This is a genomic window from Paenarthrobacter sp. AMU7, from assembly GCF_041200195.1.
Classification (GTDB): domain Bacteria; phylum Actinomycetota; class Actinomycetes; order Actinomycetales; family Micrococcaceae; genus Arthrobacter.
Genome location: NZ_CP165735.1, coordinates 259,854 through 285,896 on the forward strand (window position 1 = coordinate 259,854; position 26,043 = coordinate 285,896).

27 protein-coding genes are annotated in these 26,043 nt (G+C 64.8%); 17 read left to right on the plus strand and 10 right to left on the minus strand.

The window, feature by feature from the left end; translation table 11 throughout:
• Window positions 1–146: 146 nt before the first annotated feature.
• From helR to ABQM86_RS01270, 4 genes are all read left to right on the plus strand, one after another.
• A complete protein-coding gene (gene helR, locus ABQM86_RS01255; protein WP_369745748.1) occupies window positions 147–2,345 on the plus strand; it encodes an RNA polymerase recycling motor ATPase HelR in 2,199 nt (732 codons plus the stop codon).
• Between the two features lie 73 nt (window positions 2,346–2,418).
• Complete coding sequence (locus ABQM86_RS01260; RefSeq protein WP_337340207.1) at window positions 2,419–3,264, plus strand: HAD family hydrolase; 846 nt, start codon at window positions 2,419–2,421, stop codon at window positions 3,262–3,264.
• Window positions 3,265–3,303: 39 nt separating this feature from the next.
• Window positions 3,304–4,158 (plus strand): AraC family transcriptional regulator, encoded by an 855-nt coding sequence (locus ABQM86_RS01265; protein WP_280625700.1) that lies wholly within the window; start codon window positions 3,304–3,306, stop codon window positions 4,156–4,158.
• An 80-nt stretch (window positions 4,159–4,238) separates the two neighbouring features.
• Window positions 4,239–4,634 carry a DUF1761 domain-containing protein gene (locus ABQM86_RS01270; protein WP_337340208.1) on the plus strand — a complete coding sequence of 132 codons (396 nt, stop codon included), beginning with the start codon at window positions 4,239–4,241 and terminating at the stop codon, window positions 4,632–4,634.
• A 37-nt stretch (window positions 4,635–4,671) separates the two neighbouring features.
• Here ABQM86_RS01270 and ABQM86_RS01275 read toward each other — a convergent pair whose 3' ends face one another.
• The gene (locus ABQM86_RS01275; protein ID WP_207595709.1) at window positions 4,672–5,412 is read right to left on the minus strand and encodes a GAF and ANTAR domain-containing protein; all 741 of its coding nucleotides are present in this window, start codon (window positions 5,410–5,412) and stop codon (window positions 4,672–4,674) included.
• Window positions 5,413–5,545: 133 nt separating this feature from the next.
• On the opposite strand from ABQM86_RS01275, the gene ABQM86_RS01280 reads away from it, so the two are divergent.
• The gene (locus ABQM86_RS01280) at window positions 5,546–6,322 is read left to right on the plus strand and encodes a sigma-70 family RNA polymerase sigma factor (protein ID WP_207595710.1); all 777 of its coding nucleotides are present in this window, start codon (window positions 5,546–5,548) and stop codon (window positions 6,320–6,322) included.
• A 42-nt stretch (window positions 6,323–6,364) separates the two neighbouring features.
• Here the strand turns inward: ABQM86_RS01280 and ABQM86_RS01285 are convergent, their stop codons facing one another.
• Entirely contained in the window at window positions 6,365–7,315 is a 951-nt protein-coding gene (locus tag ABQM86_RS01285; RefSeq protein WP_369745749.1) for a glycosyltransferase family 9 protein, read from the minus strand.
• An 86-nt stretch (window positions 7,316–7,401) separates the two neighbouring features.
• On the opposite strand from ABQM86_RS01285, the gene ABQM86_RS01290 reads away from it, so the two are divergent.
• The 7 genes from ABQM86_RS01290 to ABQM86_RS01320 all read left to right on the plus strand — a co-directional run bounded on the left by ABQM86_RS01290 (window position 7,402) and on the right by ABQM86_RS01320 (window position 14,216).
• Window positions 7,402–7,956: a D-glycero-alpha-D-manno-heptose-1,7-bisphosphate 7-phosphatase gene (locus ABQM86_RS01290; RefSeq protein WP_369745750.1), complete on the plus strand. Its 555-nt coding sequence runs from the start codon at window positions 7,402–7,404 to the stop codon at window positions 7,954–7,956.
• Complete coding sequence (locus ABQM86_RS01295; RefSeq protein WP_369745752.1) at window positions 7,953–9,041, plus strand: glycosyltransferase family 9 protein; 1,089 nt, start codon at window positions 7,953–7,955, stop codon at window positions 9,039–9,041. The genes ABQM86_RS01290 and ABQM86_RS01295 overlap by 4 nt, the downstream gene beginning before the upstream one ends.
• Window positions 9,038–10,105, plus strand: a complete 1,068-nt coding sequence (locus ABQM86_RS01300) for a glycosyltransferase (RefSeq protein WP_369745753.1) — start codon at window positions 9,038–9,040, stop codon at window positions 10,103–10,105. The genes ABQM86_RS01295 and ABQM86_RS01300 overlap by 4 nt, the downstream gene beginning before the upstream one ends.
• On the plus strand, window positions 10,102–11,370 hold the full coding sequence (locus ABQM86_RS01305) for a glycosyltransferase (RefSeq protein ID WP_207595715.1): 1,269 nt from the start codon (window positions 10,102–10,104) through the stop codon (window positions 11,368–11,370). The genes ABQM86_RS01300 and ABQM86_RS01305 overlap by 4 nt, the downstream gene beginning before the upstream one ends.
• Complete coding sequence (locus ABQM86_RS01310) at window positions 11,370–12,053, plus strand: SIS domain-containing protein (RefSeq protein WP_207595716.1); 684 nt, start codon at window positions 11,370–11,372, stop codon at window positions 12,051–12,053. The genes ABQM86_RS01305 and ABQM86_RS01310 overlap by 1 nt, the downstream gene beginning before the upstream one ends.
• Entirely contained in the window at window positions 12,050–13,453 is a 1,404-nt protein-coding gene (locus ABQM86_RS01315) for a PfkB family carbohydrate kinase (protein WP_369745754.1), read from the plus strand. The genes ABQM86_RS01310 and ABQM86_RS01315 overlap by 4 nt, the downstream gene beginning before the upstream one ends.
• A 67-nt stretch (window positions 13,454–13,520) precedes the next feature.
• Window positions 13,521–14,216, plus strand: coding sequence for an SDR family oxidoreductase (locus tag ABQM86_RS01320; RefSeq protein WP_207595718.1), 696 nt, complete (start codon window positions 13,521–13,523; stop codon window positions 14,214–14,216).
• Here the strand turns inward: ABQM86_RS01320 and ABQM86_RS01325 are convergent.
• On the minus strand, window positions 14,182–15,348 hold the full coding sequence (locus tag ABQM86_RS01325) for a glycosyltransferase family 9 protein (RefSeq protein ID WP_369745755.1): 1,167 nt from the start codon (window positions 15,346–15,348) through the stop codon (window positions 14,182–14,184). The two genes, ABQM86_RS01320 and ABQM86_RS01325, sit on opposite strands and share 35 nt — an antisense overlap.
• A 110-nt stretch (window positions 15,349–15,458) precedes the next feature.
• Here ABQM86_RS01325 and rfaE2 point away from each other — a divergent pair, with 110 nt between their 5' ends.
• Window positions 15,459–17,027, plus strand: a complete 1,569-nt coding sequence (gene rfaE2, locus ABQM86_RS01330; protein ID WP_369745756.1) for a D-glycero-beta-D-manno-heptose 1-phosphate adenylyltransferase — start codon at window positions 15,459–15,461, stop codon at window positions 17,025–17,027.
• Between the two features lie 11 nt (window positions 17,028–17,038).
• Window positions 17,039–18,073, plus strand: coding sequence for an NAD-dependent epimerase/dehydratase family protein (locus ABQM86_RS01335; RefSeq protein ID WP_369745757.1), 1,035 nt, complete (start codon window positions 17,039–17,041; stop codon window positions 18,071–18,073).
• Window positions 18,074–18,076: 3 nt separating this feature from the next.
• Here ABQM86_RS01335 and ABQM86_RS01340 read toward each other — a convergent pair whose 3' ends face one another.
• The gene (locus tag ABQM86_RS01340) at window positions 18,077–19,159 is read right to left on the minus strand and encodes an FUSC family protein (RefSeq protein WP_337340216.1); all 1,083 of its coding nucleotides are present in this window, start codon (window positions 19,157–19,159) and stop codon (window positions 18,077–18,079) included.
• Window positions 19,160–19,343: 184 nt separating this feature from the next.
• Between ABQM86_RS01340 and ABQM86_RS01345 the strand changes: the two genes are divergently transcribed.
• The 3 genes from ABQM86_RS01345 to ABQM86_RS01355 are packed head-to-tail and all read left to right on the plus strand — an operon-like array spanning window position 19,344 to window position 21,297.
• The gene (locus ABQM86_RS01345) at window positions 19,344–20,276 is read left to right on the plus strand and encodes a hypothetical protein (RefSeq protein WP_369745758.1); all 933 of its coding nucleotides are present in this window, start codon (window positions 19,344–19,346) and stop codon (window positions 20,274–20,276) included.
• Window positions 20,273–20,704, plus strand: coding sequence for a phage holin family protein (locus ABQM86_RS01350; protein ID WP_207595723.1), 432 nt, complete (start codon window positions 20,273–20,275; stop codon window positions 20,702–20,704). The genes ABQM86_RS01345 and ABQM86_RS01350 overlap by 4 nt, the downstream gene beginning before the upstream one ends.
• A complete protein-coding gene (locus ABQM86_RS01355) occupies window positions 20,701–21,297 on the plus strand; it encodes a DUF3618 domain-containing protein (protein ID WP_207595724.1) in 597 nt (198 codons plus the stop codon). The genes ABQM86_RS01350 and ABQM86_RS01355 overlap by 4 nt, the downstream gene beginning before the upstream one ends.
• Window positions 21,298–21,417: 120 nt before the next feature.
• Here the strand turns inward: ABQM86_RS01355 and ABQM86_RS01360 are convergent, their stop codons facing one another.
• The 6 genes from ABQM86_RS01360 to ABQM86_RS01385 form a co-directional block, all read right to left on the minus strand.
• Complete coding sequence (locus tag ABQM86_RS01360; RefSeq protein ID WP_207595725.1) at window positions 21,418–22,017, minus strand: hypothetical protein; 600 nt, start codon at window positions 22,015–22,017, stop codon at window positions 21,418–21,420.
• A gap of 71 nt (window positions 22,018–22,088) precedes the next feature.
• Complete coding sequence (locus tag ABQM86_RS01365) at window positions 22,089–22,724, minus strand: hypothetical protein (protein WP_207595726.1); 636 nt, start codon at window positions 22,722–22,724, stop codon at window positions 22,089–22,091.
• Window positions 22,711–23,346, minus strand: a complete 636-nt coding sequence (locus ABQM86_RS01370; RefSeq protein ID WP_369745759.1) for a hypothetical protein — start codon at window positions 23,344–23,346, stop codon at window positions 22,711–22,713. Before ABQM86_RS01370 ends, ABQM86_RS01365 begins: the two co-directional genes overlap by 14 nt.
• 46 nt (window positions 23,347–23,392) lie before the next feature.
• Window positions 23,393–24,196, minus strand: coding sequence for a hypothetical protein (locus ABQM86_RS01375; protein ID WP_369745760.1), 804 nt, complete (start codon window positions 24,194–24,196; stop codon window positions 23,393–23,395).
• Entirely contained in the window at window positions 24,193–25,173 is a 981-nt protein-coding gene (locus ABQM86_RS01380) for a hypothetical protein (protein ID WP_280625733.1), read from the minus strand. The genes ABQM86_RS01375 and ABQM86_RS01380 overlap by 4 nt, the downstream gene beginning before the upstream one ends.
• Window positions 25,174–25,386: 213 nt before the next feature.
• Window positions 25,387–25,875 carry an inorganic diphosphatase gene (locus ABQM86_RS01385; protein WP_024818962.1) on the minus strand — a complete coding sequence of 163 codons (489 nt, stop codon included), beginning with the start codon at window positions 25,873–25,875 and terminating at the stop codon, window positions 25,387–25,389.
• Between the last annotated feature and the right edge of the window lie 168 nt (window positions 25,876–26,043).

Here is a 26,043-nt window from a genome sequence, read left to right on the forward strand (position 1 = left end):
CCCCGGGAAATCGGGCACAAAAAAGGAAGGGAAATGATCCCTTCCATACTCAATTTATAACCCACCCGGGGGCTTGCGGCAAGGCCCCCTGCATGCCGAACAATGGATCCACGAACCCCATCGCCCAGAGAAAAGGGACTCGTGCCATGCCCGAAACCAGCCCCCTGAAAACCAGGGCATTCGCCCTGCCGGAGCACCTTGCCCGCAAGGCCGTGCCCATGTTGATCGGCAGCGATGAGCAGCAGTTTGAAGCCATCGCAACCAGCCTTTCAGAATCCCTCACGGAGTTGTCCAACCGTCTCGATGCCGTGCGAAAGCAGCCCGGCGGCCGGGGCCAGGCGGCCCTGGACCGGGACCAGGAAATTCATCGGATCACCGCGCGGCTGCGGGCTCTCAACCGCTTCGGACTGGACCTTTGCTTGGGCCGTATGGTCACCGCTGACAATCCGGAGCCCACCTACATAGGGCGGCTGGGACTCAATGACACAGAAGGCCGCAGGCTCCTGATCGATTGGCGCTCGCCGGCAGCGGAGCCCTTCTTCGGAGCGACCCACGCCAACCCGATGGGTTTGGTAAGTCGCCGCCGCTACCGCTGGACCAGAGGGCGGATCAGTGACTACTGGGACGAAGTGTTCACGGCGGATGGCTTGGAAAGTAACGCTGCACTGGATGACCAATCCGCCTTCATCGCCAGTTTGGGCAGCAGCCGCACGGCTCGAATGCGGGACGTGCTGGGGACCATCCAGGCGGACCAGGACCAGATCATCCGGGCAGGCTCGCGGGGTGCCCTGGTGGTCGACGGCGGTCCTGGTACCGGTAAGACCGTGGTCGCCCTGCACCGCACGGCATATCTGCTCTATTCGGACCCTCGGCTGAGCCAGCGAGGTAACCATCGAAGGAGCGATGTCCTGTTCGTCGGCCCCCACCAGCCCTACCTCGCTTACGTTGCGGATGTTCTTCCCAGCCTGGGCGAAGAGGGAGTCCAGACCTGCACGCTGCGGGACCTGGTCCCGGAAGGTGCCACGGCCGTCGTCGAAAGTGATCCCGACGCCGCCCGGCTCAAGTCGTCCGTTGAGATGGTGAAGGCGATTGAGGCTGCCGTGAGGTTTTACGAGGCGCCGCCGTCCAGGGGCATGGAGGTTGAGACGCCGTACGCCGACATCTGGCTCAGCACCGAAGACTGGGCCGAGGCCTTCGATGCCGCAGAGCCCGGCACCCCGCACAACGAGGCACGCGACGACGTGTGGGAGGCGCTGCTGGAAATCCTCATGGACAAGGTGGCCGAGCGCGATGTTCCCACGGGCTTGCTCCGGAGGATGTTGGCCCACAACGCGGGGCTGCAGGAGGAATTCAACAAGGCCTGGCCGTTGCTCTCCTACGGGGCGCTGGTGGCCGACCTCTGGCGTGTGCCTGCCTATCTGCAGCTGTGCGCACCATGGTTGCAGCCTGATGAAAGGGCGGTACTGCGGCGTCAAGACCCGGAGGAATGGACGACGGCGGATCTGCCGCTTTTGGATGCAGCCCGCCAACGCTTGGGCGACCCTGAAGCTTCCCGACGCAGGCGGAAGCAGGAAGCGGCGCTGGCCGCGGAACGGGAGCTCATGGATCGGGTGGTAGATGACCTGATTGCAGCTGACGACTCAGAAAACCTGGAGATGTACATGTTGCGGGGCGATGACATGCGGGACAAACTGGTGGGCCGTGATGCGGTGCCCGCAGCTGATCCCGATGTCCTGGCAGGACCGTTCGCGCACATTGTGGTGGACGAGGCCCAGGAGTTGACCGACGCTGAGTGGCGGATGCTGCTTCTTCGCTGCCCGTCGCGGAGCTTTACGGTGGTGGGGGACCGCGCCCAAGCCAGGCACGGGTTCACTGAGACCTGGGAGGAACGCCTGGAGCGGGTGGGCCTGGGTATCATTTCCGTGGCCAGCCTCAGCATCAACTACCGCACGCCGGAAGAAGTCATGGCGGAAGCTGCGCCGGTCATCAGGGCGGCCCTCCCGGACGCCAACGTCCCCACATCGGTCCGCAAAAGTGGCATCCCCGTGGTCCATGGGAAAGCTCAGGAGCTCAACTCCATCCTGGAAGTCTGGCTCGCCAAGAACCCGGAGGGCACGGCCTGCGTCGTCAGCCAGCCGGACGCCGTGGCAACGAAGCCCACACTGGACCGCGTCAGCTGGCTCACGCCTGAATCATGCAAGGGTCTCGAGTTCGACCTGGTGGTTGTCATCGACCCGGCCGGGTTCGGCGCAGGCATGGAAGGTGCAGTGGACCGCTATGTCGCCATGACCCGGGCCACCCAGCAACTCGTGATCCTGGGGAGGAATGTGGAACCATCCGAATGATTCACCGTCCGTTAATCCACAGCTGTGGCGCCGGTCCTAGTTCAGTGTCGGAAGTGTCTGCTCTACTGTAAGCATGACTATTTTGACTGATACTCCAGTTGCTGGCATCGATGACCAGCCAAATAACAACAACAACCTCATGGTCGCCTTGGACGTTGACGGCACCTTGGTTGACCACGACGGCCACATGTCACCAGCCGTTCGCTCTGCTGCGCAGGCAGTGGTTGCCAGCGGCCACGACGTCATGATCGCCACGGGCCGCTCACTCAACGCGACGCTGCCCATTATTGAACAGATCGGCCTCGAGCGAGGTTACGCAGTGTGCTGCAATGGCGGCGTGACACTTCGACTGGATCCCTCGCTGGACAAGGGCTACGAGATCATCCACAAGGCAACCTTCGATCCCGCTCCGGCTCTGAAGGCCCTGCGCGAACGGCTGCCCAACGCCAAGTACGCGCTGGAAGACGAGGACGGCAACTTCCTCTCCACCGAGCGCTTCCAGGATGCCAGCTTCGGTGTGGAGTCCATCGGCGTGGACTTTCAGACCATGTTGGATGCCACCGCGGTCCGCGTGGTGGTCTTCAGCAGCGAGAACACCTCGGATGAGTTCAACGAGGCCATCAAGCACATCGGACTTTCCGGCGTGACCTACTCGGTGGGTTGGACAGCCTGGCTGGACATCGCCGCGGAAGGTGTCACCAAGGCAAGCGCCCTTGAAGCCCTGCGCCGGAAGCTCGGCACGGACCGGGCCAACACGGTGGCCGTCGGTGATGGCCGCAACGACATCGAGATGCTCACCTGGGCAGGCCGGGGCATTGCCATGGGCCAGGCCCCCGACGAGGTACTCGCCGTTGCGGACGAGGTCACCGCGTCAGTGCTCGACGACGGCGCAGCCTTGGTTCTGCGCGGCCTGCTGTAACTGCGCATTAGCGGGCGGCGGGGTACCTAGACTGGGGCTGTGTTCTATGAAGAGTGCCCCGCGCCGCCCGGACTGCAGCCGTTCGTTACCCAGCTGTGGTTTGTCCGTGCTCAGCCTCAGGCCCGGTACGAGAAGATTCTCCCCGGCCCTTCGGCACACCTGATTCTGAATCTGTCTGACCCGTACAGGCTGATCACCCCGCCTGAGGGTGGAACAGCCCCCACCCTGTCGGAAGCCGGCGCAACTGAAGTTTCCACGGGCTTTTACGCAGGCCTGCAACGCAGTTATGTCATCAGTGAAAACCCGGACCAGCTGTTCAACATTGGTGCCCGTCTGGCTCCCTATGGACTGGCAGCGTTTACCAACCGGCCGCCGTCGGAATTTCAGAACCGGGTGGTGGATGCTGAAAGCATCTTTCCTGGTTTTTCCTTGCTCCGCTCTCAACTGACCACCGCAGGGCCTGAAGAGGCCTTCGCGGCACTGGCAAGTTTTCTGGAAGCGCAGCTCAGGCCGGGGTACGCGGCCGATCCCCGGACAATGCACGCCGTGGAAACCCTTGCTAAAGAGGACGTCGAAATCAGCGTGGTGGCTGCGGGATTGGGTATCAGCGCGTCCACGCTGGAGCGCATCATGATGCGGGATTGTGGGACCACGGCCAAGGCTTATTCAGACGTGTGCCGGTTCAACAGGCTCGTGAACCAGGCGGCAGCCCTGCCTATGGGCTCCATCCCGGGCCGGGAACTCCTTCACTTGGCCGATTACTACGATCAGCCTCATCTGATCCGGTCTTTCAGGCGCTTCAGTGGTTTTACCCCCACCGAATACCTTCAGGTGGTGCAGAACTACGGGGCGGAATATGCCACGTTTATCCCGCTCGAGGAAGTAGCCGGATAGCCTGCGGGTTTTTTACAAGACCGCGAGCTTGACCGGGCGTACTGTCCATTCAGGAACAGCTCACCCTGGAGAGGACACTGATGGACGTTCAGATCAATTGGCTCGCTGTGTTGTTGGCTGCGTTGGCCACGTTCGTAGTGGGTGGGCTCTGGTATTCGTTGCTGTTCGCCAAACCGTGGCAGAAGGCGGCCGGGGTGGGCGATGAACAGTTGAAGTCCGGGACGGCTCGCGTCTTTGTGGGCTCGTTCCTCCTGGCGGCTGTGATGGCCGTTGTCCTGGCTGCGTTCATCGGCCGGGCCGGGTTCATGTTCGGGACCTTTGCCGGGCTGGCCGCGGGCCTGGGATGGGTGGCAACAGCCTTGGGTGTTAATTACCTGTTCGAGCGCCGCAGCCTCACACTTTTTGCCATCAACGGCAGCTACAACGTGGTCACTTTCACGGTGATGGGCGCAATCATCGGAGCCATGCAGGGGTAGCGCCCCGTAGGTACAAGAACAAGTTGAACTACTTGAACTACTTGAACACCGTCTGGACCGGCCCTCCGCCGGCGGACTCAACAATGGCTTGCGCAACCACCCGGAGCTTGACGTTGCGGTTGCTGGAGGCCTTCTTGATGAGTTCCATCGCCTCCTCCTGGGTGCAGCGGTTCTGCGCGATGATGATCCCGGTGGCGATGTCGATCACGGTCCTGGACTCCATGGCCGCCCGCAGGTTGGCGGCGGTTTGGCTGTGCTGGGCAATCAGGATGGCCAGCTGAAGGCCCTTGGCGGCCTGCCCCACGTAGTCGTTGGCGCGCTGCACGGCTGCCTGGTCAAAAGCGTTGGGGCGGTCGGAGTACAGGTTGAGACCCGCCATGGCTGTGTCGTCCGGCAGTGGGAAGGGAACCGCAAGCACGGAACGAAGGCCATGGTCGGTGATGGCCTCGTTATATTCCGGCCAGGTGTCGTCTTTTTCAAAGTCGGGAATATGGACCTGGGTGCCCTCGCGGCAGGCATGCAGGCAGGGCCCGTCGGCAAACGCGTATTGGACCTCATCCAGTTGCCGTGCACGTTCGCTGCTGCTGGCCACTGTGCCGGCTGTGCGGTGACGCATCAGCGTAATTCCGCAGTAAACCTCGTGGTCAGGGCTGCTGAAGATACTTGCTGAGTGCCGGGCCAACTCCTCAAGGAACGCCTCGACGTCAGGCGTGCCCAGCAGCAAATCCTGAATATCGGACAGGACCGTACTCGGCTCTGCGAGTTGTGGTTCTTCCATGTAAATCTCCGATTCGGTGGACGCGGCTACCTTTTGAGCCTAACCCCGTTGAAAGCTAATAGTAAGTGTGCTTCTCTTTTTAAAGAGTCTTGCCGTGGGCTCACCTAACCAGCAGGTAGAGGATTGAAGCCCCATGCGACAGATCCCGCGCTTTGACGTCCCCTCACGTCCCCCCGCCAACGCACCGCAAGGGAGCATCCAGCAAAGCTTTCAGGACAGCCTGATCCTGGACCACCTCAATCTGGCCAAGTCCATTGCCTCCAGGTACTCGGCCCACACCCACGACCTCGACGACGTCAGGCAGGTCGCATACATGGGCCTCATCAAGGCTTCGCGGGGTTATGACGAATCAAAAGGCGTTAGTTTCCCTGCCTACGCCGCGCCCACGATCGCCGGCGAGGTCAAACGCTACCTCCGCGATCATTGCTGGGTGGTGCGCCCTCCGCGTACCATTCAGGATGTCCGCCGCCAAGTGCTGGCGCGGACGGAGGAAATGACCCAAACTCTGCAACGAACGCCAACGCCCGAGGAAGTGGCCCAGGACCTGGCCCTGGAGCCGTGCCAGGTGCGCGAAGCACTGATGGCCGGCACCAGCAAACGCCCGGATTCCCTGGATGCTCCAGTATCCGAGGGCCGCGAGGGCCTCCAAGGCTCGCTTTCGGCTTTCGGGTGCCCCACGGACCGCCTCGAGGACGTGCTGGCTCTCCGCAACGCCATCCGCGGACTGAGCGCCGAGGACCGGCACTTGCTCTACCGCCGCTACTACCGCGAGGAAACGCAGTCCACCATCGCCGAGGCCCTGGGGATGTCGCAAATGCAGGTATCGCGCAAGCTGTCCAAGATCCTGGTTTCCCTTCAAACCCAACTGCTGGACGAACAAGCCCATTTGCAGGACGGGACTGCACCCTAGAATCCGATGATCACAACCCGCGTTACCGCCGGAAGAGGGTCCCTATGTACCCAGCCTCTCCACGGCGTCCACAACGTCGCGGACGCTGACGGCCAAAAGCGCCGGATCAGGATCGGCTGAGAACACATCACCGCGGCGGAGTTCGACGGCGGTCAGCACCTTGTGCGGTCCGGGCGGCGGTCCCCATTCTTCCGCGGGGGCGGGGCCGAACAGCACCACGGACGGGCGCCCATAGGCGGACGCCAAGTGCGCTGCACCGGTATCGGCGGATACCACCAACCGCGCTTCGGCGATGGTGGCCGCGAACTCGGCAAGGCCTTGCCGCCCGGCCAGCAGGCCGTCGTCGAGGTTTGCTCCTTTGAGTTTCGCCAACGCGGCTGTCTGCTCAGCGCGCCCGCGCTCCGACGCGCCACCAGTGAGCACTACGTCGTGCCTGGCTGCCGCGAGTTCCGCCGCCACGTCCGCGAACCGATCCACGGGCCACAGCCGGCTGCCGTAAGCCGCGCCCACGTGGATCACGGTGGCTCCCGGGCGCGACGAAGGGACAGCGGGGAGGTTCAACCGGTAGTCCAAGGGGTCGGCTTCGATGCCGTGCCAGTTGAGCAGTCGGGTCCAGCGCTCGCGTTCAGGCAAGCCCGAGGTCCAGGCCGGCCCATCGATCCCGGGTGCCTCGTGCGCGACCACCCGGTTGGCCCCCAGTTCCTCGATCCGGAGGCGGCTCTCGGCGCCGTTTCCGTGCAGGTTCACGGCAATGTCCACGGCCCCGTGCGGGACGGTCAGGGGGTCGTCGAGGCCCGGGGTAGGCAAGTGATGGATGCCGCCCACCAGTTCCAGGGCCTCGGCGATCCAGGCCGGTGCAGCGTACAGAATGCGGTGTTCGGGAAAGGCCCGCCGCAGGCCTCGAAGCGCCGGAACTGCGACCAAAAGGTCACCGAGCTTCAAGGCGCGCAGGGCAAGCAAAAGAGGTTGATCGTTGCGTTCAGCTGTATTCATGGTGGCCTCCCGCTAGGAGTCTAGCGGCACGAAACTTCTCACCGCCGCACTGTTTAGCGTCCGGAGAACCGGGGAACGTTGCGGGTATGGGAGGAACCGGAACGTTGAAGGCGGTCCTGTTTGACCGCGATGGAACGCTGGTGGTTGACGTGCCTTACAACGGCGACCCGCAGCTGGTGCGGCCCATGGAAGGCGCCCTTGCGGCGCTGGAAGAAGTGCGCAGGGCAGGGCTTGCCACAGGGGTCCTCAGCAACCAGTCGGGCGTTGCCCGTGGGCTGCTGTCGATGGACCAGGTGGACGCCGTCAACCAGCGGGTGGAACAGTTGTTGGGCCCGTTCGACGTGTGGCAAGTATGTCCGCACGGGCCCGAGGACAGCTGCGAATGCCGTAAACCTGCGCCGGGCATGATCTTGGCTGCCTGCCATGCCCTGGGCATCGAACCGTCCGAGGCTGCCTATGTTGGCGACATCGGTACTGACATGGACGCAGCCGCGGCAGCTGGTGCCCGCAGTGTGTTGGTGCCCACGGAGATCACCCTGCACGAGGAGATTGAGGCTGCGGCCAATGTGGCCGTGGATCTTGGCCACGCGGTGGAGATCCTTCTCTCCGGGGTACCGGAAGAACAGGACACCCCTGTATGAGCCGGATCCTGGTAGCCCGCCTGGACAGCATGGGCGACGTCCTCCTTTCGGGACCCGCCCTGCGTGCTGTGGCCAACGGAAACAGGCCGGATGGCAGCCGCCCAAACGACGTGGTCCTGCTTTGCGGTCCCGAAGGGTCAAGCGCGGCGGAGATGCTGCCCGGAGTCACCGAGGTTTACACCTGGGCCTGCCCCTGGATCGTGAACCCCGCACCCCCTGCAACCGAAACGACGGCCCGCCGGCTGATCGACTTTGTCCGCAATTCCCGCATCGAGGAAGCCTTGATCCTCACGTCCTTCCACCAATCCCCCCTCCCGCTCGCACTCCTCCTGCGCTTGGCAGGCGTCAAGAAGATCACGGGTGCGTCCACGGACTATGCAGGCTCCCTGCTGGACGTCCGGCTCAAACCCGGCGAAGACTTCCCCGAGGACCAGCCGGAAGCGGTCCGTGCCCTCACCATCGCTGAGGCCGGTGGCTACGTTCTTCCCGACGGCGACGACGGGAAACTGCGTATCACTCCGGGGGCGGACCCGGGCGGCGTGGCGGACGAACTGGCTGAAGGTGGCCCGTACATCGTGGTCCACCCGGGAGCCGCAGCACCCGCCAGGGCGTGGCCGGCCCTCCACCACGCCGCCACCGTGGAACTGCTCGAAGCATACGGGCATCGTGTGGTGGTCACGGGAGGTCCCGGGGAAACGTCCCTCACCGCAACGGTGGCAGGACCTTCGGCCAGGAACCTCGGCGGCGGAACCAACCTGCGGACGCTGGCAGCGGTACTTGCCGGTGCCGCCGTCGTGGTGACCGGAAATACAGGTCCCGCCCATCTGGCTGCAGCGGTGGGTACGCCGGTGGTCTGCCTGTTCGCACCCGTAGTCCCTGCGATCCGCTGGGCACCTTACGGCGTTCCGCTGGAGCTGCTCGGCGACCAGGAAGCGGGCTGCAGGAACAGCCGCGCACGCATTTGTCCTGTTCCCGGGCATCCCTGCCTGAGCTCGGTATCCCCGGAACAGGTTGTCGAAGCTGTTGAAAGGCTCCTGGGAGGCGTGTCGTCACTGTCCACTCGTCGGAAGGTGTGGAAACCATGAGGATCCTGGTGTGGCATGTCCACGGCGGATGGATGGAGGCATTCGTCCGTGGCCGGCATGAGTACCTGCTGCCAACATCGTCCGACGGCGGCGCGTGGGGTTTGGGGCGTGGGGGCCGTGAGTGGCCCGCTGCCGCCCGGGAAGTTGACCTGGAGACGCTCGATCCGGACAGCGTCGATGCCGTCGTCCTCCAACGGCCCGAGGAGATCACTGCGGTGGCCCGCACGCTGGGCCGGCGTCCGGGCCACGACCTCCCAGCCGTCTACCTCGAACACAACACTCCCAAGGGCGACGTCCCGTTCACGCTTCATCCCTTGGCGGACCAGGGCAGCATCCCGGTGGTCCATGTGACTCATTTCAACCAGCTCTTCTGGGACACGGGCTCGGCGGCCACCACGGTGATCGAGCACGGCATCCCCGACCCCGGGCACCTGTACACCGGCGAACAGGTAGAGATGGGCGTGGTGGTCAACGAACCCGTCAGGCGTGGCCGTGTCACGGGAACCGACCTCCTGCTCGGATTCGCCGGCGTGGGTCCGCTGCGGGTGTTCGGCATGGGGACGGAGGCGTTGCCGGAAGCACTGAATCTCAAGGGATTTGGTCTTAGCGAAAAACGGCTCCACATTGCCGGTGACGTGCAGGCGCCCAAACTCCATCAGGAACTGGCCCGCTGCCGCCTGTACCTGCATCCGTTGCGGTGGACGTCGTTGGGGTTGGCCCTGCTGGAAGCCATGCATCTTGGCATGCCGGTGCTGGCACTGGACACCACCGAGGCGGGCCGCGCCGTACCGCATGGCGCAGGCCTCGTCTCCAACGACGTCGACGACCTCCAAAAGTTCGCCCGGCGGCTGCTGGACGACCCCGACGACGCGTACGCCATGGGGATCATCGCCCGTGAGGCCGCCTTGCAGCGCTACGGACTCGGTAGGTTTCTTCGGGCTTGGGACGAACTCTTGGCCGACCTGCCCCAGCACACCCACGGAGGAAGCCGTCCGCAACCCGGTACGGCTTTCGCCAGCCATGACACAGAAGCCAGCCATGACACTGAGAGGACGCACCCATGAAAATCTCCATGGTCTCCGAACACGCCAGCCCACTGGCTGCATTGGGAGGCGTTGATGCCGGCGGGCAGAACGTCCATGTGGCCGCGCTTTCGTCAAGCCTTGCTGATCGCGGCCACCAGGTCACGGTGTACACGCGGCGGGACGATCCGGACCTGCCCGCAAAGGTGCAGGTTGGTCCGGGACTCACCGTGGTCCACGTCGACGCCGGCCCTGCCCGCCGCATTCCCAAGGACGGGTTGCTGCCGTATATGGGTGCGCTGGCGGACGGGATCTGCGCGGACTGGGCCGGCCAGTTGCCGGACGTGGTCCATGCGCACTTCTGGATGTCCGGCCTTGCAGCCATCCAGGCCTCCCGGCGCGCCGGAGCACCAGACCCCGTGCCTGTAGTGCAGACCTTCCATGCCCTGGGTTCGGTGAAGCGCCGCCATCAAGGGTCCGCAGACACCAGCCCGCCGGCCAGGGAGTGGCTGGAACCCTGGGTTGGCCGCACAGCTGACTGGATCATCGCCACGTGCCCCGACGAGGTCTTCGAGCTCAAAGCCCTGGGCATCAGCCGGTCCAAGGTCTCCATTGCCCCCTGCGGCGTGGACCTCACGCTGTTCCCGGGAACCTCCGACGCCGAACCCAAGTCACGGACGCATCGCATCCTGAGCGTAGGGCGCCTCGTGCAACGGAAGGGCGTGGACACGGTGATCCAGGCCCTCCCGATCCTCGCTGAGGCAGGCTTCAAGGACGTGGAGCTGTTGATCGTTGGTGGCTCCGGCGACGCCCTGACACTTGAGGAAGACCCGGAAGCCCAACGGCTCCATGCGTTGGCGAAGGAACTCGGGGTGGAGGACAAAGTGACCATGCGCGGGCAGGTTCCACGCGATGCGATGCCCGGCATTTTCCGCAGCGCCGACGCCGTGGTCTGTGCGCCTTGGTACGAGCCGTTCGGCATTGTGCCGTTGGAGGCCATGGCCTGCGGAGTGCCAGTGGTTGCGGCTGCAGTGGGCGGACTCCGGGAGACCGTCGTCGACCAAAAGACCGGGCTGCATGTCCCGCCGCGTGATCCGGAAGCCCTCGCCGAGGCACTCGGCAAGCTGCTGGCCGACCCGGAGCTGCGCGCCGACATGGGCCGGGCGGGCGCTCGCCGGGCACGCTCCCGCTACTCTTGGGAACGCGTTGCCGCCGACACCGAGAAAGCCTACCGATCCGTCCTGGCGGCCGGGCTGTCCCGGCAATCCGAGCAAGTCCTGGAACCATTGGAAGGAACGGCGCTGTGATGATCAAAGGCCTTGCGACCACCGGGTCCAGCACCTCGACCACTGTCCAGGCGCGCTGGGTACCCAACGTCACCGACCCTACCCACACCGCTGAAGTCACCACACACCTGGACAACGTCCTGCCAGCGCTGGAGTCGCTGCGCTCGCAGTCCGGGCGCCTGTCCGCATGGGGAACCGAACTCGCCACCAGGCTGCTCTCCGGACAACGACTGCTGGCGGCAGGCAACGGCGGCTCAGCTGCTGAGGCGCAACACCTGACAGCTGAACTGGTGGGCAGGTTCGACGAAGAACGCGCGCCCTTCTCCGCCATCTCCCTGCACGCAGAGTCCTCCGCCGTCACCGCACTGTCCAACGACTACGGCTACGAGGAAGTCTTCGCCCGGCAAGTCAGGGCACATGGACGGGCGGGCGATGTGCTTCTCCTTCTCTCCACCAGCGGACGCAGCCCCAATCTGCTCAAAGCCGCCCGTGCGGCAAGGGAACGCGGCATCGCAACGTGGGCTCTCACCGGTCCGGGCCCCAACCCCCTTTCCGATGCCTGCGATCAAGCCATCACCGTGGACGCCATCGCCGCCAACGCCCAGGAAGGCCACCTCATCGCAATCCATGCAGTGTGCCGGGCCTTCGATGCCGAGGTCGCCCAGCGCGCAGGTTCAAGCTCCTTCGGGGCGGGGCAACCATGAGGATCACAGTCGTAGGCGACGTCCTTCTGGACGTTGACATCAACGGGGCAGCCACCCGGCTCAGCCCCGACGCGCCGGTACCGGTGGTGGACGTCGGAGACATCCGGCGTCGTGCAGGAGGCGCCGGGCTCGTGGCCACCGTGTTGGCCCAGGACGGCCACAGCGTTTCGCTGGTCACCGCACTATCGGACGACGACGGCGCCAGCCACCTCAAGCGCGCCCTGTCCGGGGTGTCTGTGCTCACCGGAGTCCCGCTCGCCCCCACGCCCACCAAGACACGGGTACGGATCGGGACACACCCGATGGTCCGGTTCGACGAAGGGTGCGCCCCCGCCCCTGTTCCCGCCAGCACGGGGGAGATGCTCGCAGCCATCGCCTCGGCGGAAGCCATTGTGGTGGCCGACTACGGCCGGGGAATGACCGCCAACACCGAGATCCGTGCCGCGCTCGCCGATGCTGTACGCCACGTCCCCGTGGTGTGGGATCCGCATCCTGCCGGTTCCGAGCCCGTGCAAGGCGTCGCCGTCGTGACGCCGAACCTTGCCGAGGCCATCGCGGCGGCGAAAGCGGCCGGACTGGAACCGTCCACGGGTGCCGGGGAAGCAGGCCGGTACCTGCTCGAAAGATGGGGAAGCAGCGCCGTTTTGGTGACCAGGGGTGCGGACGGGGCGCTCTTGATGTCAGCCGGAGCCGCGCAGGGTATCCCCGCCCCCAGAACCAACGTCAGCGACCCCTGTGGAGCCGGCGACCGACTGGCCGGCAGCCTTGCCGTGCACTTGGGATCAGGGATGGACCTCGCACAGGCCGCCGCCCGGGCAGTGGAGGATGCGTCCGCCTTCCTGGCAGGGGGTGGAGCGGCGGCGTTGGCGGTGGTGACCGAAGCGCCCGACGCCGGCCCCGTCGTCGAGCTTAAAGGTCTGGAACTCGTGGGAGCCGACGACCTTGACCCGGATGGTGTCCAGCTGGCTCGGGCGGTGCGGGCCGGAGGAGGCACTGTGGTGGCCACGGGCGGATGCTTCGATCTCCTCCACGCCGGTCACGCCCGGACGCTGGCCGCCGCGCGTGGCATGGGCGACTGCCTTATCGTTTGCCTGAATTCCGATGAATCGGTCAGGCGGCTCAAGGGTCCACACCGGCCAATCGTCAGCGTGGAGGACCGCGCGGAGTTGCTGCTGGCACTCGAATGCGTCGACGCCGTGGTGGTCTTCGGCGAGGACACTCCCGAAGCCTGCCTCACCGAACTGCGGCCCGATATTTGGGTCAAGGGTGGCGACTACACCCCCGAAGAATTGCCGGAAGCCCGCTTGGTGGCGGGTTGGGGAGGGCGCTGCGTCACTGTGCCCTTCCAGCCGGCACGCTCCACCAGCGGCCTGGCTGCAGCCCTGGCCAAGGTCAGCTGACAACAACACCGTCAGCTGAGAACAAGCACCCAAGCACCCAAGCAACCGATCAACCGAGAGGAACCGCATGAACACGCAAACACCTGGTCGCGTCATCGTCACTGGAGGCGGCTCCGGCCTTGGCGCTGCGATCGTGGAAGCCATCCGCGACGCCGGTGGCACGCCCTTCGTCTTCGACCGCGATGTCAGCAACGTCTCCGGGGCCAAAGCCCTGGAAGTGGACGTCTCCAACCGGGAAGCAGTGGAAGCCGCCGTCAAGGAGGCCGCCGACACCCTGGGCGGGCTCGATGGCGTGGTGACCGCGGCAGGCATCGACCGCTGCGGCAAGTTGGGCGATGTCCCTGCCGCTGAATGGGAAAAGGTCATTGGCGTGAACCTCCTGGGCACGGTGTCCGTAGTCCGGGCGGCCTTGCCGTACCTCAAGGAATCCCGCGGACGGGCCATCACCATTGCGTCCACGCTGGGTTTGAGGGCACTGCCGGATGCCACTGCCTACTGCGCCTCGAAGTTCGGTGTGATCGGCTTCAGCCGCGCATTGGCTGCCGAAACCGGGGGAGTCATAGGCGTCACCACCATCATCCCGGGCGGTATGAAGACCCACTTCTTCGATGATCGGGATGAGCAGTACAAGCCGCAGGACGATTCCAAACTGAACGATCCCGCCAATGTGGCGCAGGCAGTGGTGTTCGCGCTCTCGCAGCCGTTCGGCAGCGAAGTCCGCGAGCTGCTTATCTGCCCCGCAGAAGAAGGCTCGTGGCCGTAAGGTCCAGCACGTCCTGAACAACGTCGGCCACGGCGATGCCCTCGATGAGGGTGTCGTCGTGGCCGCAGTGCGGTGCCGTCCATCCCACCTGGGTCACGTCCGCTCCGCAGCGCGGGCACTGCGTAGCCCACGACATATGGACGCGGTGCAAGGCCCGCCCTCGAGGGCCCGCATTGAACGCGTTCCCCACCCAATAGATCCCTACCGTCGGGGTCCCCACTGCCTGGGCAAGGTGCCGGGGACCGCTGTCACTGGCGAGCATCACCGTGGCTTCACCCAGGAGTGCCGCCAAGTCTCCGATCTCCAGTTCGCCGGCCACGGAGCGCACGGCCTGCCGCTGGTTCTCCGCCAGTTGCCTGCCCGCGAGCTCGGACACTTCCTGCGTCAGCGCCTTCTCCGAACGGTCGCCCACAATCAACACTTGCGCACCTTCCCGCACTAAGGTTGCCGCCGCTTCAGCAAAATACGATGCCGGCCACCGCCTCCGCGGATCGGTGGCACCCGGATGGAGCACCACCAACGATGTCCGCTGATGGTCCTTGAAACCCGCAATGTTCCGTTGATGTTCCAGCGTCGGGAGCAGGGGAGGGGCGACGATCGACGGAGCGCCGGCCAGGCCTGCGACCTCCAACCAGCGGTCCGGTTCATTCTGGTAGTAGACGTAATCAAGGTTCCGCTCCAGCCGTTCCGCGTCCCGGGTGCGCGTGCCCACGGTATGCCGGGCGCCCAGGCGGAGCAGGAAAGGGTTGGAGAAGCGCCCTCCGCCGTGCATCTGCAACGCGATGTCGAATTTCCTGGCACGCATGGCCTCGAAAAAGGCCTCTTGCGCCGCGACGTCCCCAGCATCATCCTCGAAGCGCTCGCCGTTGCGGGGACCGTCATGGACGCCCCGCGTCACTGGCAGCATTTCGACGTCGTCTACCGGACCTTCCGTCGCGGCAACCACTGCCGCGTGGATCGGTGTGCCCAGGACGGTGATGGTGGCACCAGGGTAGGCCTCCTTGAGGGCGTGGAGGGCAGGGAAGGTGTAGATCAGGTCGCCCAAGCCGCCACCCCTGAGGACCGCAATCCGCTTCACGTCGCTGAACATTTCCAGCACGGGACCGACGCCGGGCTTGGGAGGAAGATTCATGAGCAATTCCTTCTTCAGGGTGGCGGAAACTCCCGGGCCGGGCGTGTGAAGCGCCTGCCGCGGGGTACCTGAGGGGAACAGGAAACTGTCGCCCAACCGGAAGGTACCCCATGGCACGCCTATCCAATCAAGAAGGCCTGGCCAATCAAGAAGGCATGGCTGACTGGTTGCCAGGCCGCTTGGCCGAGGAACGTCCTGTTGTGACGGTGATCGGCGATTCCATACTGGACGGCTGGTGGGATGGGACCATTGAGCGGTTCTGCCGCGAAGCCCCGGCTCCCGTTGTCCAGGTCCAGCGCCGCGACTTCGCCCCGGGAGGAGCCGCCAACACGGCGATGAACCTCGCTGCGATGGGGGCGGAGGTTCGTTTCATTTCGCTGATCGGAGAGGACCCTGCGGGCCGCACGCTCCTTGACCAGCTCCGCTCGGCAGGGGTGGACGTTTCGCATGTGGTCTCGCACCCCGCGATGACCACCACCACCAAATTCCGGGTGAGCAGTGGCGGGCAGGTCATGCTGCGGCTGGATGACTCGGCAACCGACCTTCCGGCCGAAGGCCGCCGCCACATGGCCGATGCCATTCCCGAAGCACTTCCCGGCTCATCCGCCGTGGTCCTCTGCGACTACGGGGCGGGTGCTTTGGAAGGAGCTGTGCGCGAGGCCATTCTTGAAAATTTGGGGCCGGGGAGTGAGGGCGGGCAAGCCACCCCAGCAGTGGTTCGGCAGGACATCCTGGTGGTAGTGGACGCCCACTATCCCGGACAGTGGGCCGACCTCAAACCTGACCTCGCAACCCCAAACGCCCAGGAAGCGGCCAGATTGCTTGGGACCGAGTTGCCCGGAGGCGCTGCCAGGTGCCCCTTCGTGGAAGCCCACGCAGACCAGCTCCTTCGCGCCTCAGGTGCGGGCGCCGTCGTCGTGACGTTGGACCGGGAGGGCACGCTGACGGTTCGCCCCGGCGGCACCTCCCAGGAGCCGGCCACCCACCGAACGTGGGCGCGACCCCAGGCGGAAAAACAGGCCTCGGGCGCCGGGGATACCTTCGTGGCCGCGTTGACCATTGCCCGTGCTGCCGGATTGCCGCTGACCACCAGCGTGGATCTGGCCCAGGCTGCAGCAGATGTTGTCGTCCACCGGCCAGGCACCTCCGTCTGCACCACCGACGAACTCGCCAAGCACCTCCGGGGCTTTGCGGATACAGCACTGACGGACGCCGAGTTGGCGCGGCAGGTGGAGGAGCACCGCAGGGAGGGTAAGCGGATTGTGCTCACCAACGGGTGCTTCGATGTCCTTCACCGCGGCCACACCCGATACCTCAACCAGGCCAAGCAGTTAGGTGATGTATTGGTGGTCGCCCTGAACAGTGATTCTTCGGTGCGGAAGCTCAAGGGCCCGGACCGGCCGGTCAACCATGAAGCTGACCGTGCGGCAGTCATCGCTGCCCTGAGTTGCGTGGACCATGTCATCGTTTTTGATACCCCCACTCCCATACCGCTCATAGACCTCCTGCAGCCCGACATTTACGCCAAAGGCGGCGACTACACGCCGGAGATGCTCCAGGAAACCGTGGCCGTGGAGCGCTATGGCGGCACCGTGACCATCCTGGACTACGTGGCCGAGCACTCCACAACAGCCGTGCTGGAGCGCATCCGCGCTACGGGCGACGGTCCGCAAACCTAAGGAAGAATGCCATGCGTATTGTGATCACCGGTGCCACCGGGCACGTTGGCACCGAAGTCCTGAAGCGGCTCCAGGCTGCGCGCTCGGAAGAAGGAGCAGACCTTGACCTTGTGGGCATTGTCCGTCGGCAGCCCGACCAGGATGCGCCTCCCTACCAAGGGGTCGAGTGGCAGACTGTGGATATCGGCGATCGCAAGGACCAGCCTGCGCTGGAAGCTGCCCTGGCCGGAGCCGACGCCGTGGTGCACCTTGCCTGGTTGATCCAGCCGAACCACAACCGCGAACTGCTTCGCCGGACCAACGTGGCGGGAACGGCCCACGTGTTGGCCGCAGCCCGGAAAGCCGGGGTTGGGCACGTTGTGTGTGCTTCGTCCGTGGGTGCCTATTCACCAGCACCCAAGGACCAGCGGACCAAGGAGGGTTGGCCGGCGGCGGGTATCCGCACGTCCCACTACAGTGCGGACAAAGCCGCGCAGGAGAGGATCCTGGACAGCTTCGCGAAGGAGAACCCGGAGATCGTGGTGGCCCGTCTTCGTCCTGCGTTGACGTTCAGCGACGGGGCAGGCAGCGAAGTAGGCCGGTACTTCCTGGGCCGGGTGCTGCCGCGGTTGGTTCCCCGCAAGCCCTGGTTGCCGCTGCTGGCTCTTCCCAAGGAACTGGTGTTTCAGGCTGTACACGCCGCCGACGTCGCCGACGCCTATTGGCGCGCGCTGGAGCGCAAGGCCGAAGGTGCCTTCAACATCGCCGCAGAACCCGTGATCGACCCCAACGCCTTGGCGTGGATTTTCAACGCCCGGCGGTTGCTGCCGTTCCCGCTTCCGGTGCTTCGCGCCGCCGTCGAGGTCAGTTGGCGTCTCCGTTTGCAGGCGACGGACGGCGGGTGGGTGGATATGGCAGCCAATGCGCCCATCATGGACACTTCCCGGGCACATGGTCTCCTGGGCTGGTCGCCCAAGCATTCCTCGCTGGAATCACTGGCGGAAATGCTCGACGGGATCGGTGCAGGAAAGGGCCGTAAAGCCTCGCCGCCACTGCATCCGCGCTAGCCCTTACTCGGCCGTCAGCACTACCGTGAGGATCCGGCGGAGACTCATGGCGACGGACGCCGGTGCGTTCACCGGTGCATGATCGGCGGCAGCGCCGGCTACAGCATCGCTGAGGGCAGAGATGCTGTCCTTCGCTGCGGCCAGGCGGTTGGCGAGTTCCCCGGACTCTGCATCCCGCCAGCGATCGATCACTGCGGCTACCGCTTCCAAGGATTCAGCCAGGTTTCCCACTACTGAGTCGGGGATGACCGTCCCTGCACCTTCTTCCCAGATGGCGCTTGCCAGGACATCGGTGATGTCCTGGACGTGGAACGTGAGCCGCTCAAGGGTCCTTAATCCGGCGAGGTCGCCGGGGATCCGGGTTGCCCGACGGCGGGACCTGGGGTTCGCTTTGGCGCTCAGCTCTGCCTGGTGAACGGCAGTCCGCACAGCTGCGGCGGTGAGCGAGAGATCATCGCTGCGGCTGGCCCAAGCCTCGTGGTTGGGCGGCCAGGACTCCTGCATGGCTTCGGCCATGTCCTTCAGTTGACGGGACAATGCTCCCTGGTGTCCGGCGATCGCGGGATCAATGTCGTCAAGGTGCAGGGGTGGAAACACGAGCCAGTTCACGGCGAAGCCGACAGCAACCCCCAACCCCATTTGAAGAACGTAGGCAAACGAGAATCCTTCGGCGTTGGAATCACCCAGCACCAGCACGAACAACGCCGCCATGGGGATCCATTCGGACGCTGTCCCCAGCCGTGGGAGACCGCCAATGAGAACGCCAAGTCCAACCACCAGGGCAACGGCCAAGGCGGTCGGTGCGGCCACGGTGGTGATGGCGAAGGCCATGCCGATGCCCAACACCAGCCCGGCCAGGCTTTGGAGCCCATGTTTGGCGGAGTCGGCAACAGTGGGGTGCATGCTGACCAGGGCGCCCAGGGGCGCGTAGTACGGGTACGCAGCGGCGGAGCCGGGCATGAAGGGCGCGAGGTACCAGGCGAGGCCTGCTGCAGCGGCCGTTTTGGCAGCGAACAGGAGTCGGTGGCGGGTGACAGTTTTTCGAAGCGCGGGAATCAGCCGTCGCCTCGCGGGCAGTTGGCTCATCACCCCAACATTCGCAGGTATGGTCCCGGCTGTCGAGCCGAAAGCGCAGAACGTGAGCAGGGACATCAATTCGTTCGATTGGGTGATTAGAACCCCCGCAAACGGGTACACACCCATTGATAGTAACGATACTTACTATCCCGGCTGCTGTCCGCAGCCTGCCAACTGTGGAAAGAGAGCGATAATGACTGAGAGCAAATCGCCGCAGGACGGAAGCTTCGCGGCGCCAACCACCGGTGCCCATGCAGGCACCGAACCGTTCACGGGAAATTACCTGGATTCAGCCGACGTTGAGACCCAAACGGCTGGTACCACCGGCATCAGTGGTACCCCCACTGGCTCCGGAACAGGCTCCGCCAGTTCCGGCAAGGTGGATACTGCCAAGGAAGAAGCCGCAGGCGTGGCCGGTGCCGTAGGCGACGCCGCCGGCGGAGTTGTAGACACCGCCAAGACCGAAGCCGGGCATGTTGCCCACGAGGTTAAGGTGAATGCCCGCCAACTGCTCACGCAGACCAAGGGCGAGCTGGCCGATCAGGCCCAAGCACAGCAGCAGCGGGTGGCCGAAGGGTTGCGGTCTATCTCGGACGAACTCTCCACCATGGCCAACTCGACTGAAAACGGTGGTGTGGCGACGGACCTGGTCCAGCAGGCAGCCCAGCGTTCCTCCTCTGTTGCCCAGTGGTTGGAAGGCCGGGATCCCGGTTCCCTGTTGGATGAAGTCAAGGGCTTCGCCCGCCGTAAGCCAGGAACGTTCCTGCTGTTGGCTGCAGGAGCCGGCGTCCTCGCCGGCCGTCTGGGCCGGGGCATGGCAGGCAACGCCTCCGACGCAGCCTCAGCAAACGCCACCCCAGCCACTACTGAGACGCCTCGAGCTGTCTACTACCCGACGCAGGGCGGTGCCGTGACTCCTCCCGCCGTGGACCTTCCCGGACCGACGGCCACCACCGCTGGATACGGTTCAGCCACCACCACCGGATACGACGCCGGTACCACCGGTGGCTACGACGGATCCACCCTCCCATACCCGGAGACTGACGCCGGCGGAGTTAAGGCCCAGGGCGACCCGCTTGCCGGACCGCTTGATCCCGATGACCCGCAGTACGGAGGACCCCGATGAGCAGTCCCGCCGATCTGCCCCCCACAGAAGCCCACGTGAAGGCGGAAACCCTTCCCCTCGGCGAGATCCTGAGCGACCTGACGCGTGATGTTTCCACGTTGATGCGCCAGGAAGTGGAGCTGGCCAAGGCGGAGCTGAAAGAGTCCGCCACCAAGGCAGGCAAGGGCGCAGGGATGCTGGGCGGAGCTGCATACGCCGGCCACATCACCGTGCTGTTCTTGTCCATTGCTCTTTGGTGGGCCTTGGGCCAACTTGTTGGACTCGGATGGTCCGCTGTAATTGTCGCGGTCATCTGGGGAATCGTCGCAGCCGTTTTGGCTGCCAAGGGCCGCAAGGAACTGAACACCATCAAGGGCATGCCCCAGACCGCTGAGACGGTCAAAGAAATACCCCCCGCTTTGAAACCGAACACTGAGGAGACACGATGACGCAGAACCCCGACGCCCTGCGCGCCGATATCGAAGAAACTCGCCGGCGGCTCAGTACCAACGTTGACGCCGTGGCTGACAAGGTCACGCCTTCGCACATCGTCAACCGCAGGGTGGACAAGATCAAGACCGCTGTGTTCGGCGCCCGCGACGACGTCAGTGACGCTGCAGGCAACGCTGCCCACCGGGCCGGGGACGCTGTCTCCGGTATGGCCGGCACCGTTTCCGGGGCCGTATCGGACATCGGTGACGCGCCGCAGGCAATCACCCGCAAGGCCCAGGGCAGCCCTATCGCCGCTGGCCTGATCGCGTTCGGAGCAGGCTTGTTGGTGTCCTCGCTGTTCCCGGCCTCTGAAAAGGAGCGCGAAGCAGCCCAGGCCGTCAAGGAAGCAGCCCAGCCACTGACCGATGAGCTGAGCCACGCTGCCCAGGAAGTCGCCGAGCACCTGCGCGAGCCAGCGCAGGACGCAATGCAGAACGTCAAGGACAGCGCCACGGAAGCCGCCGCCAACGTCAAGGACGAAGGCCAGGCAGCAGCCGCCGATGTCCAGGACCGCGCGCAGACGGCCAAGGACAACGTCAGCAACCAGTAAGTTCCACCGCTGACCCAACTGAGTCGCAGCAGATGCCCTTTTGAGCTTTCAAAACGGCATCATCTGCGACTCAGTTGGTTTAACGCTGCGTTCCTGGGATGTGTCGGGCTGGGTCTTGGATCAGCGCACTTCCAGGATCATCTGCAGCAAGCGGGCTGCGGCAGGCCGGGCTGCGTGTTCCTCGGACCACTGCGCACGGGCCAGGGCCTTGCTGACGGCCTGCGTGGTGATGCCCAGCTCCTGGGCCACGGCTTTTTGCTGGCCTCGGACGCCCGGTGTGAGCAGGTCAAGGACCCGCCATTCCGCTGCGCTGCGGTGTTGGACGATGTGTCCCAAGAGTCGCAGCACAGCTTCGGCTTCTGAAGCCAACGCGGTCAAAGGTCCGTCCACTGCCACCGGGATCCGCTCTTTGCCGTTGCGCAGCCTGTCGACGGCCCGGCGCGCGTAGACCAGGCCGTGGCCCGACGCGTCCTTCACCAGGTTGGGCAGCGGCTCATTGATGGGTCCGACGCCGATTCCTACATACCATTGGCTGGACCGGAGCGCGATCAAGGCAGTCTCCACGGCCTGGTGGCCCGATTCCACGATGCCCTGCACCTCATCCTCAACCGAGCGGTCAAAGTCGAGCCGCGCAGGAATGTGCCGCAGGTCCTTGAGCAGCTGCGGCACGAGGTCGCCGTCGCGCCGGCTGTCGCGTTGGTTGATAGTGAGAGTGAACATAGTGGATCACATGCTACCGGCTGGTAGACGGTCTGCAAGGGCCAAATTCGCCCATTGTTCAGTCCAGCCGTTCAGTCGAGCGCCGTCCGCCCGGTAAGGACGACGGCGGGCAGCGCACCTGCCGCTGCCCGTGCCGCGCCGGGCGTTCCTGCATCATTCATCGCCCCGTGGATAGCGAGGACCAATGGGGCGGGATCCTGGTTCGAAGCGAAGACCCAGAACGTGTCGCGGGCTTGGAAAACCACGGCACTCCGGCCTCCAGCACCCAGGGAAACCTTCCGGCGTGCCACCAATCGGCGGTCGGGATCGGTGCCGTCGGAGGTGGTCACGGCCTTGATGGTTCCGGGCGTAATGTCGGCCCAGGGAATCACAACGCGGGTGTGTTTCTGCGAGTACTTGGCGACCATCCCGCCGTCGAAGACCAGCAACTTCCGGAAGCTGCCCAGAAGCGTCATGGACCACAGCACCACACCCGTGAGAATGCTGGTCAGCACAAAGAAGGCGGGGTCGTTGAAGTGCCCGGCTTCCCGGGTGGACCGGATGGGGCTGACGAACTCTGCGATGGTCCCAAAAATGAACCCCAGCACGAGGCAAGGGATGAGGACCTTCCAGTAGATGTGCCGGGATGACGCTACGCAGCGGAGCTGTCCCAGGTCGGGGGTGAGCTCGCGCTCAACACGGCGGACCAGCCAGTTACGGCCGTGCATCCGGGCGCTGGCCGTAGAGGTTGGGCAGGTGCTGCCGATCGGCCGCAGCGGCTTGTTCGGCGGCGGGGACCTTGGGGTCCGGAACCGGTGCCTGGCCCTGCGCAATGCCGGAGCGGCGGTCGATGGCGGCGAACTTCGGATCCCAGGTGTCGTCTCCGCCACCACTGATGGCGGAAGCGATGAGCATCACCACGAAGAACGGAAAGAAGGACCAGCAGATGGCGCGCCATCCGCCCAGCCAGGCGCCCGCCGTCGTGCCGTTCTTGATCCGCACCGAGCGCATGCCCGCAGCGGCGTCGCCTACGCTGCCCACGGTTCCCCAGATCATTCCGTAGACCAACAGGCCCACGAACCACAGGACAACGTAGAGGGTCAGCCACAAACCGTCGTTGTAACCGAGGGCCGAGCCGCTGTTCATCATGGACTCACGGACCACCGCGGCAATCGCGGCCAGGATCACGTAGCCCACCAGGAAGACGAATGCATCCAGGACGCGACCCCAGAAGTGGGCACTACCCGAAGCCTTGACGAAGTATGCGCCGGTGTCAGGATGGCGGCGAACGGGGCGGCCGTTGACAGGATCAAGCAGCCCAGTGAGGGTGGTGGACTTGGAAGTGCTCATGAGGGACTTTCAGCTCGACGGCGGTGTGCGGCTTGTGTGCGGAACGTCAGGCCAGTCCGGCCAGTCCGCCCAGGACGCGTGCCAACGATGCCGCAGAGGTTTCCTGCAGCTCGAACGTTACTGATTCCGCGTGCTCCGGGCCGGATTCAGGCGAGCCCTCCACGCGCGGGGTGAGAACGTGGACGCCGGACGGACCGGTGTACACGGTGACAGTGGGGAATTCGTTGGTATTGGAATTGAAGGCCACTACGTTGCTTGCGGCCTGGGTGTCGGCCAAGGCGGTAGCGGCGTGCGCCTCGAACTGGGCTTCAGTGTAAAGGGCAGGCTCAGTATCGCGGGCGGCAGCCTGCTGGGGGTCGACGAATTCGGCCAAACGCGGAACCAGTTGGTCGCGGGTGACCACGGTGAAGCCGTGCAAGCCGCTTTCGTCTACTTCCTCGAGCAGAACACCTTCGTCGTGAAGGTAGCCGTAGAGCCAACGTTTGCCGGTGGACACCGTGCGTTCCACGGAGACAACGCTGCTGCCGCTGCGGCGCAGGGTGAGGGCGCCGGTGATTTCTTCCGTGGCGTGCAGGCGGGAAGGCTCGGTCTCGCCCTCGAAGACCACCGGATACACGAGTTCCTTGGCGAGCAGGCCGCGCAAGGCGATGGCGCACATCAGCTCCTTGCTGGCGTCCTGGGCCGAAAGCCACGGCAGCGCCACCAGCTGTTCGTGCTGAACGCCGTCCAGGGCTACAACTTCTTCATCGGTCAGCGTAGGCAAGGGCGCACCGACGGCGCTGGCCGAGGCCAGGACCTTGGCTGCGGCCTCGATGTCCCTCTGGGTCCATTTCATGGTGCTGGTGGTCATCCGAATATCCCTCCGACAAAGTTTCCGACTGACTTGGCGGCGTCACTGACCCCGTCTGCCACCTTACTGCCTGCGTCCTTGACGAAGCCCGCCACCTCCTTGGCGCCGTCGGCGATGTAGCTGCCAGGGTTGCGTGCGAAGTTGCTGATGGAGTCCCAGTTGTCGGCTACGAGGTTGCCCAGCGCCCACGCGCCGGCGACGATGCCCGCACCGATCACGATCGGAGCACCGATCGGCCCCAGCAAGGCGGCCCCGCCGGCCGTCATGAGCATGATGCTGCCAACGCCACCCACCACGGACAAGCCGCCGGCAACGCGGTCGCCGGTGCCGCGCCAGCCATCGTGCTCGGGGTTGATCATGTCGCTGATGCCGCCCACGATGTTCAGCGGTGCCGCCAGCGCCCCGGCCACACGGAGGCCCTTGGAGAACTTGCTGGCATCCTGGAACGCCTGGCTGTAAGGGATGTTCGCTTTGAGGTCGGTGAGGACGTCAGTGACTTTCTCGCCGTTCCTCAGCGCGGTCATGGCGTCGCGGACAACCGTTCCGCCGGCCCGCCAGTTGGTCAGGACCTCGCGGGTCTTCACCCATTCCGCGTTGCCCAGCTTGAGGTATTTGTAGGCCGTCCACAGCGGGGCAGCCAAACCCTTGACGCCCATCGCGGTGTCATAGACGTCCTTGAGGACACCCACCGACGAGCCCGAGCCATCATTGTGGCTGGCGAACTCCTGCTGGTTGGCGTGCTTCTTCAGCTGGCTGGCATTCTCGCGCAGCATGGTGGCGGCCTTGACCAGGCTCTGCCGGTGCTGGGAGTTCCAATCGCCCTTGAACACCGTAGCGTCCCGGCCCTGCCACGCTGTAGTGGAATTGATGGCGTTGGACAACTGCGTGCTTTGTAGGCTGATGGCGTCGGCAGCTTTGCCCATCACGCCGGCCAGACTGCGAAGCTGCGTGATGTCCGCGCCGTAGAACCCAGCCATATGAACCCCCTGTGTAAGGCATCGAAAAGTCTCGTCCCAGCCTAAGCGGACCCGGGAGCTACCGCGATGGGGAGACATGCCCATGTGTACAGTCCGGGCAAAAGACGTTAAAGAACGACGGCGGCTGGTGCGGTTCGCAGGGAACCGCACCAGCCGCCGTCGAGCATCACGTGCAAGTACGCGACGCGGAAGCGTAACGCGAAGGACTAAGCCCTAGTGTGCTGCCGGAACGTAGCGCTTGATGGAAGCTTCCAGCTCGGCTTCGGCAGCGGCGCGGTCGCCCCAGCCCTCGGCCTTGACCCACTTGCCGGGCTCCAGGTCCTTGTAGCGCGTGAAGAAGTGCTCGATTTCCTTGATCAGGAATTCGCTGACGTCGCTGACTTCCTGGATGTGGTCGAAGCGTGCGTCAACGGGGACGCAGAGGACCTTGGCGTCTCCGCCGCCGTCGTCGGTCATGTTGAAGACGCCGATGGGGCGGGATTCAACGATGACGCCCGGGTGGAGGTCAAAGTCCTGCAGGAGCACCAGTGCGTCCAGCGGATCGCCGTCTTCGCCCAGGGTGTTCTCGAAGAAACCGTAGTGCGTGGGGTACTGCATGGAGGTGAAAAGGACGCGGTCCAGGCGGACACGGCCGGTTTCGTGGTCAACTTCGTACTTGACGCGCGATCCCTTGGGGATCTCGATGGTCACGTCGTGCTTCATGGAATGCTCCTTGACGGGTGTGGGTGGGGCGTCGCTCCGCCGAAGCGGCCGTCACGGGTGACGGTGCCTCAGGCAGGCTGCTCAGCCCGGGGCTGGCGGCAGGCAAAAGGACAGCCGGTGCCGCCGACTACTATTGAGGATATAGCGAGAGGCCCGGGTTTCTTGAAC

What these genes read in the sequence shown, in the direction of transcription:
- helR (WP_369745748.1), top strand. Translation starts at nt 147, where the DNA reads ATGCCCGAAACCAGCCCCCTGAAAACCAGGGCATTCGCCCTGCCGGAG.
- ABQM86_RS01260 (WP_337340207.1), top strand. Translation starts at nt 2,419, where the DNA reads ATGACTATTTTGACTGATACTCCAGTTGCTGGCATCGATGACCAGCCA.
- ABQM86_RS01270 (WP_337340208.1), top strand. Translation starts at nt 4,239, where the DNA reads ATGGACGTTCAGATCAATTGGCTCGCTGTGTTGTTGGCTGCGTTGGCC.
- ABQM86_RS01275 (WP_207595709.1), bottom strand. Translation starts at nt 5,412, where the DNA reads ATGGAAGAACCACAACTCGCAGAGCCGAGTACGGTCCTGTCCGATATT.
- ABQM86_RS01280 (WP_207595710.1), top strand. Translation starts at nt 5,546, where the DNA reads ATGCGACAGATCCCGCGCTTTGACGTCCCCTCACGTCCCCCCGCCAAC.
- ABQM86_RS01285 (WP_369745749.1), bottom strand. Translation starts at nt 7,315, where the DNA reads ATGAATACAGCTGAACGCAACGATCAACCTCTTTTGCTTGCCCTGCGC.
- ABQM86_RS01290 (WP_369745750.1), top strand. Translation starts at nt 7,402, where the DNA reads ATGGGAGGAACCGGAACGTTGAAGGCGGTCCTGTTTGACCGCGATGGA.
- ABQM86_RS01295 (WP_369745752.1), top strand. Translation starts at nt 7,953, where the DNA reads ATGAGCCGGATCCTGGTAGCCCGCCTGGACAGCATGGGCGACGTCCTC.
- ABQM86_RS01300 (WP_369745753.1), top strand. Translation starts at nt 9,038, where the DNA reads ATGAGGATCCTGGTGTGGCATGTCCACGGCGGATGGATGGAGGCATTC.
- ABQM86_RS01305 (WP_207595715.1), top strand. Translation starts at nt 10,102, where the DNA reads ATGAAAATCTCCATGGTCTCCGAACACGCCAGCCCACTGGCTGCATTG.
- ABQM86_RS01310 (WP_207595716.1), top strand. Translation starts at nt 11,370, where the DNA reads ATGATCAAAGGCCTTGCGACCACCGGGTCCAGCACCTCGACCACTGTC.
- ABQM86_RS01315 (WP_369745754.1), top strand. Translation starts at nt 12,050, where the DNA reads ATGAGGATCACAGTCGTAGGCGACGTCCTTCTGGACGTTGACATCAAC.
- ABQM86_RS01320 (WP_207595718.1), top strand. Translation starts at nt 13,521, where the DNA reads ATGAACACGCAAACACCTGGTCGCGTCATCGTCACTGGAGGCGGCTCC.
- ABQM86_RS01325 (WP_369745755.1), bottom strand. Translation starts at nt 15,348, where the DNA reads ATGAATCTTCCTCCCAAGCCCGGCGTCGGTCCCGTGCTGGAAATGTTC.
- rfaE2 (WP_369745756.1), top strand. Translation starts at nt 15,459, where the DNA reads ATGGCACGCCTATCCAATCAAGAAGGCCTGGCCAATCAAGAAGGCATG.
- ABQM86_RS01335 (WP_369745757.1), top strand. Translation starts at nt 17,039, where the DNA reads ATGCGTATTGTGATCACCGGTGCCACCGGGCACGTTGGCACCGAAGTC.
- ABQM86_RS01340 (WP_337340216.1), bottom strand. Translation starts at nt 19,159, where the DNA reads ATGAGCCAACTGCCCGCGAGGCGACGGCTGATTCCCGCGCTTCGAAAA.
- ABQM86_RS01345 (WP_369745758.1), top strand. Translation starts at nt 19,344, where the DNA reads ATGACTGAGAGCAAATCGCCGCAGGACGGAAGCTTCGCGGCGCCAACC.
- ABQM86_RS01350 (WP_207595723.1), top strand. Translation starts at nt 20,273, where the DNA reads ATGAGCAGTCCCGCCGATCTGCCCCCCACAGAAGCCCACGTGAAGGCG.
- ABQM86_RS01355 (WP_207595724.1), top strand. Translation starts at nt 20,701, where the DNA reads ATGACGCAGAACCCCGACGCCCTGCGCGCCGATATCGAAGAAACTCGC.
- ABQM86_RS01360 (WP_207595725.1), bottom strand. Translation starts at nt 22,017, where the DNA reads ATGTTCACTCTCACTATCAACCAACGCGACAGCCGGCGCGACGGCGAC.
- ABQM86_RS01365 (WP_207595726.1), bottom strand. Translation starts at nt 22,724, where the DNA reads ATGCACGGCCGTAACTGGCTGGTCCGCCGTGTTGAGCGCGAGCTCACC.
- ABQM86_RS01370 (WP_369745759.1), bottom strand. Translation starts at nt 23,346, where the DNA reads ATGAGCACTTCCAAGTCCACCACCCTCACTGGGCTGCTTGATCCTGTC.
- ABQM86_RS01375 (WP_369745760.1), bottom strand. Translation starts at nt 24,196, where the DNA reads ATGACCACCAGCACCATGAAATGGACCCAGAGGGACATCGAGGCCGCA.
- ABQM86_RS01380 (WP_280625733.1), bottom strand. Translation starts at nt 25,173, where the DNA reads ATGGCTGGGTTCTACGGCGCGGACATCACGCAGCTTCGCAGTCTGGCC.
- ABQM86_RS01385 (WP_024818962.1), bottom strand. Translation starts at nt 25,875, where the DNA reads ATGAAGCACGACGTGACCATCGAGATCCCCAAGGGATCGCGCGTCAAG.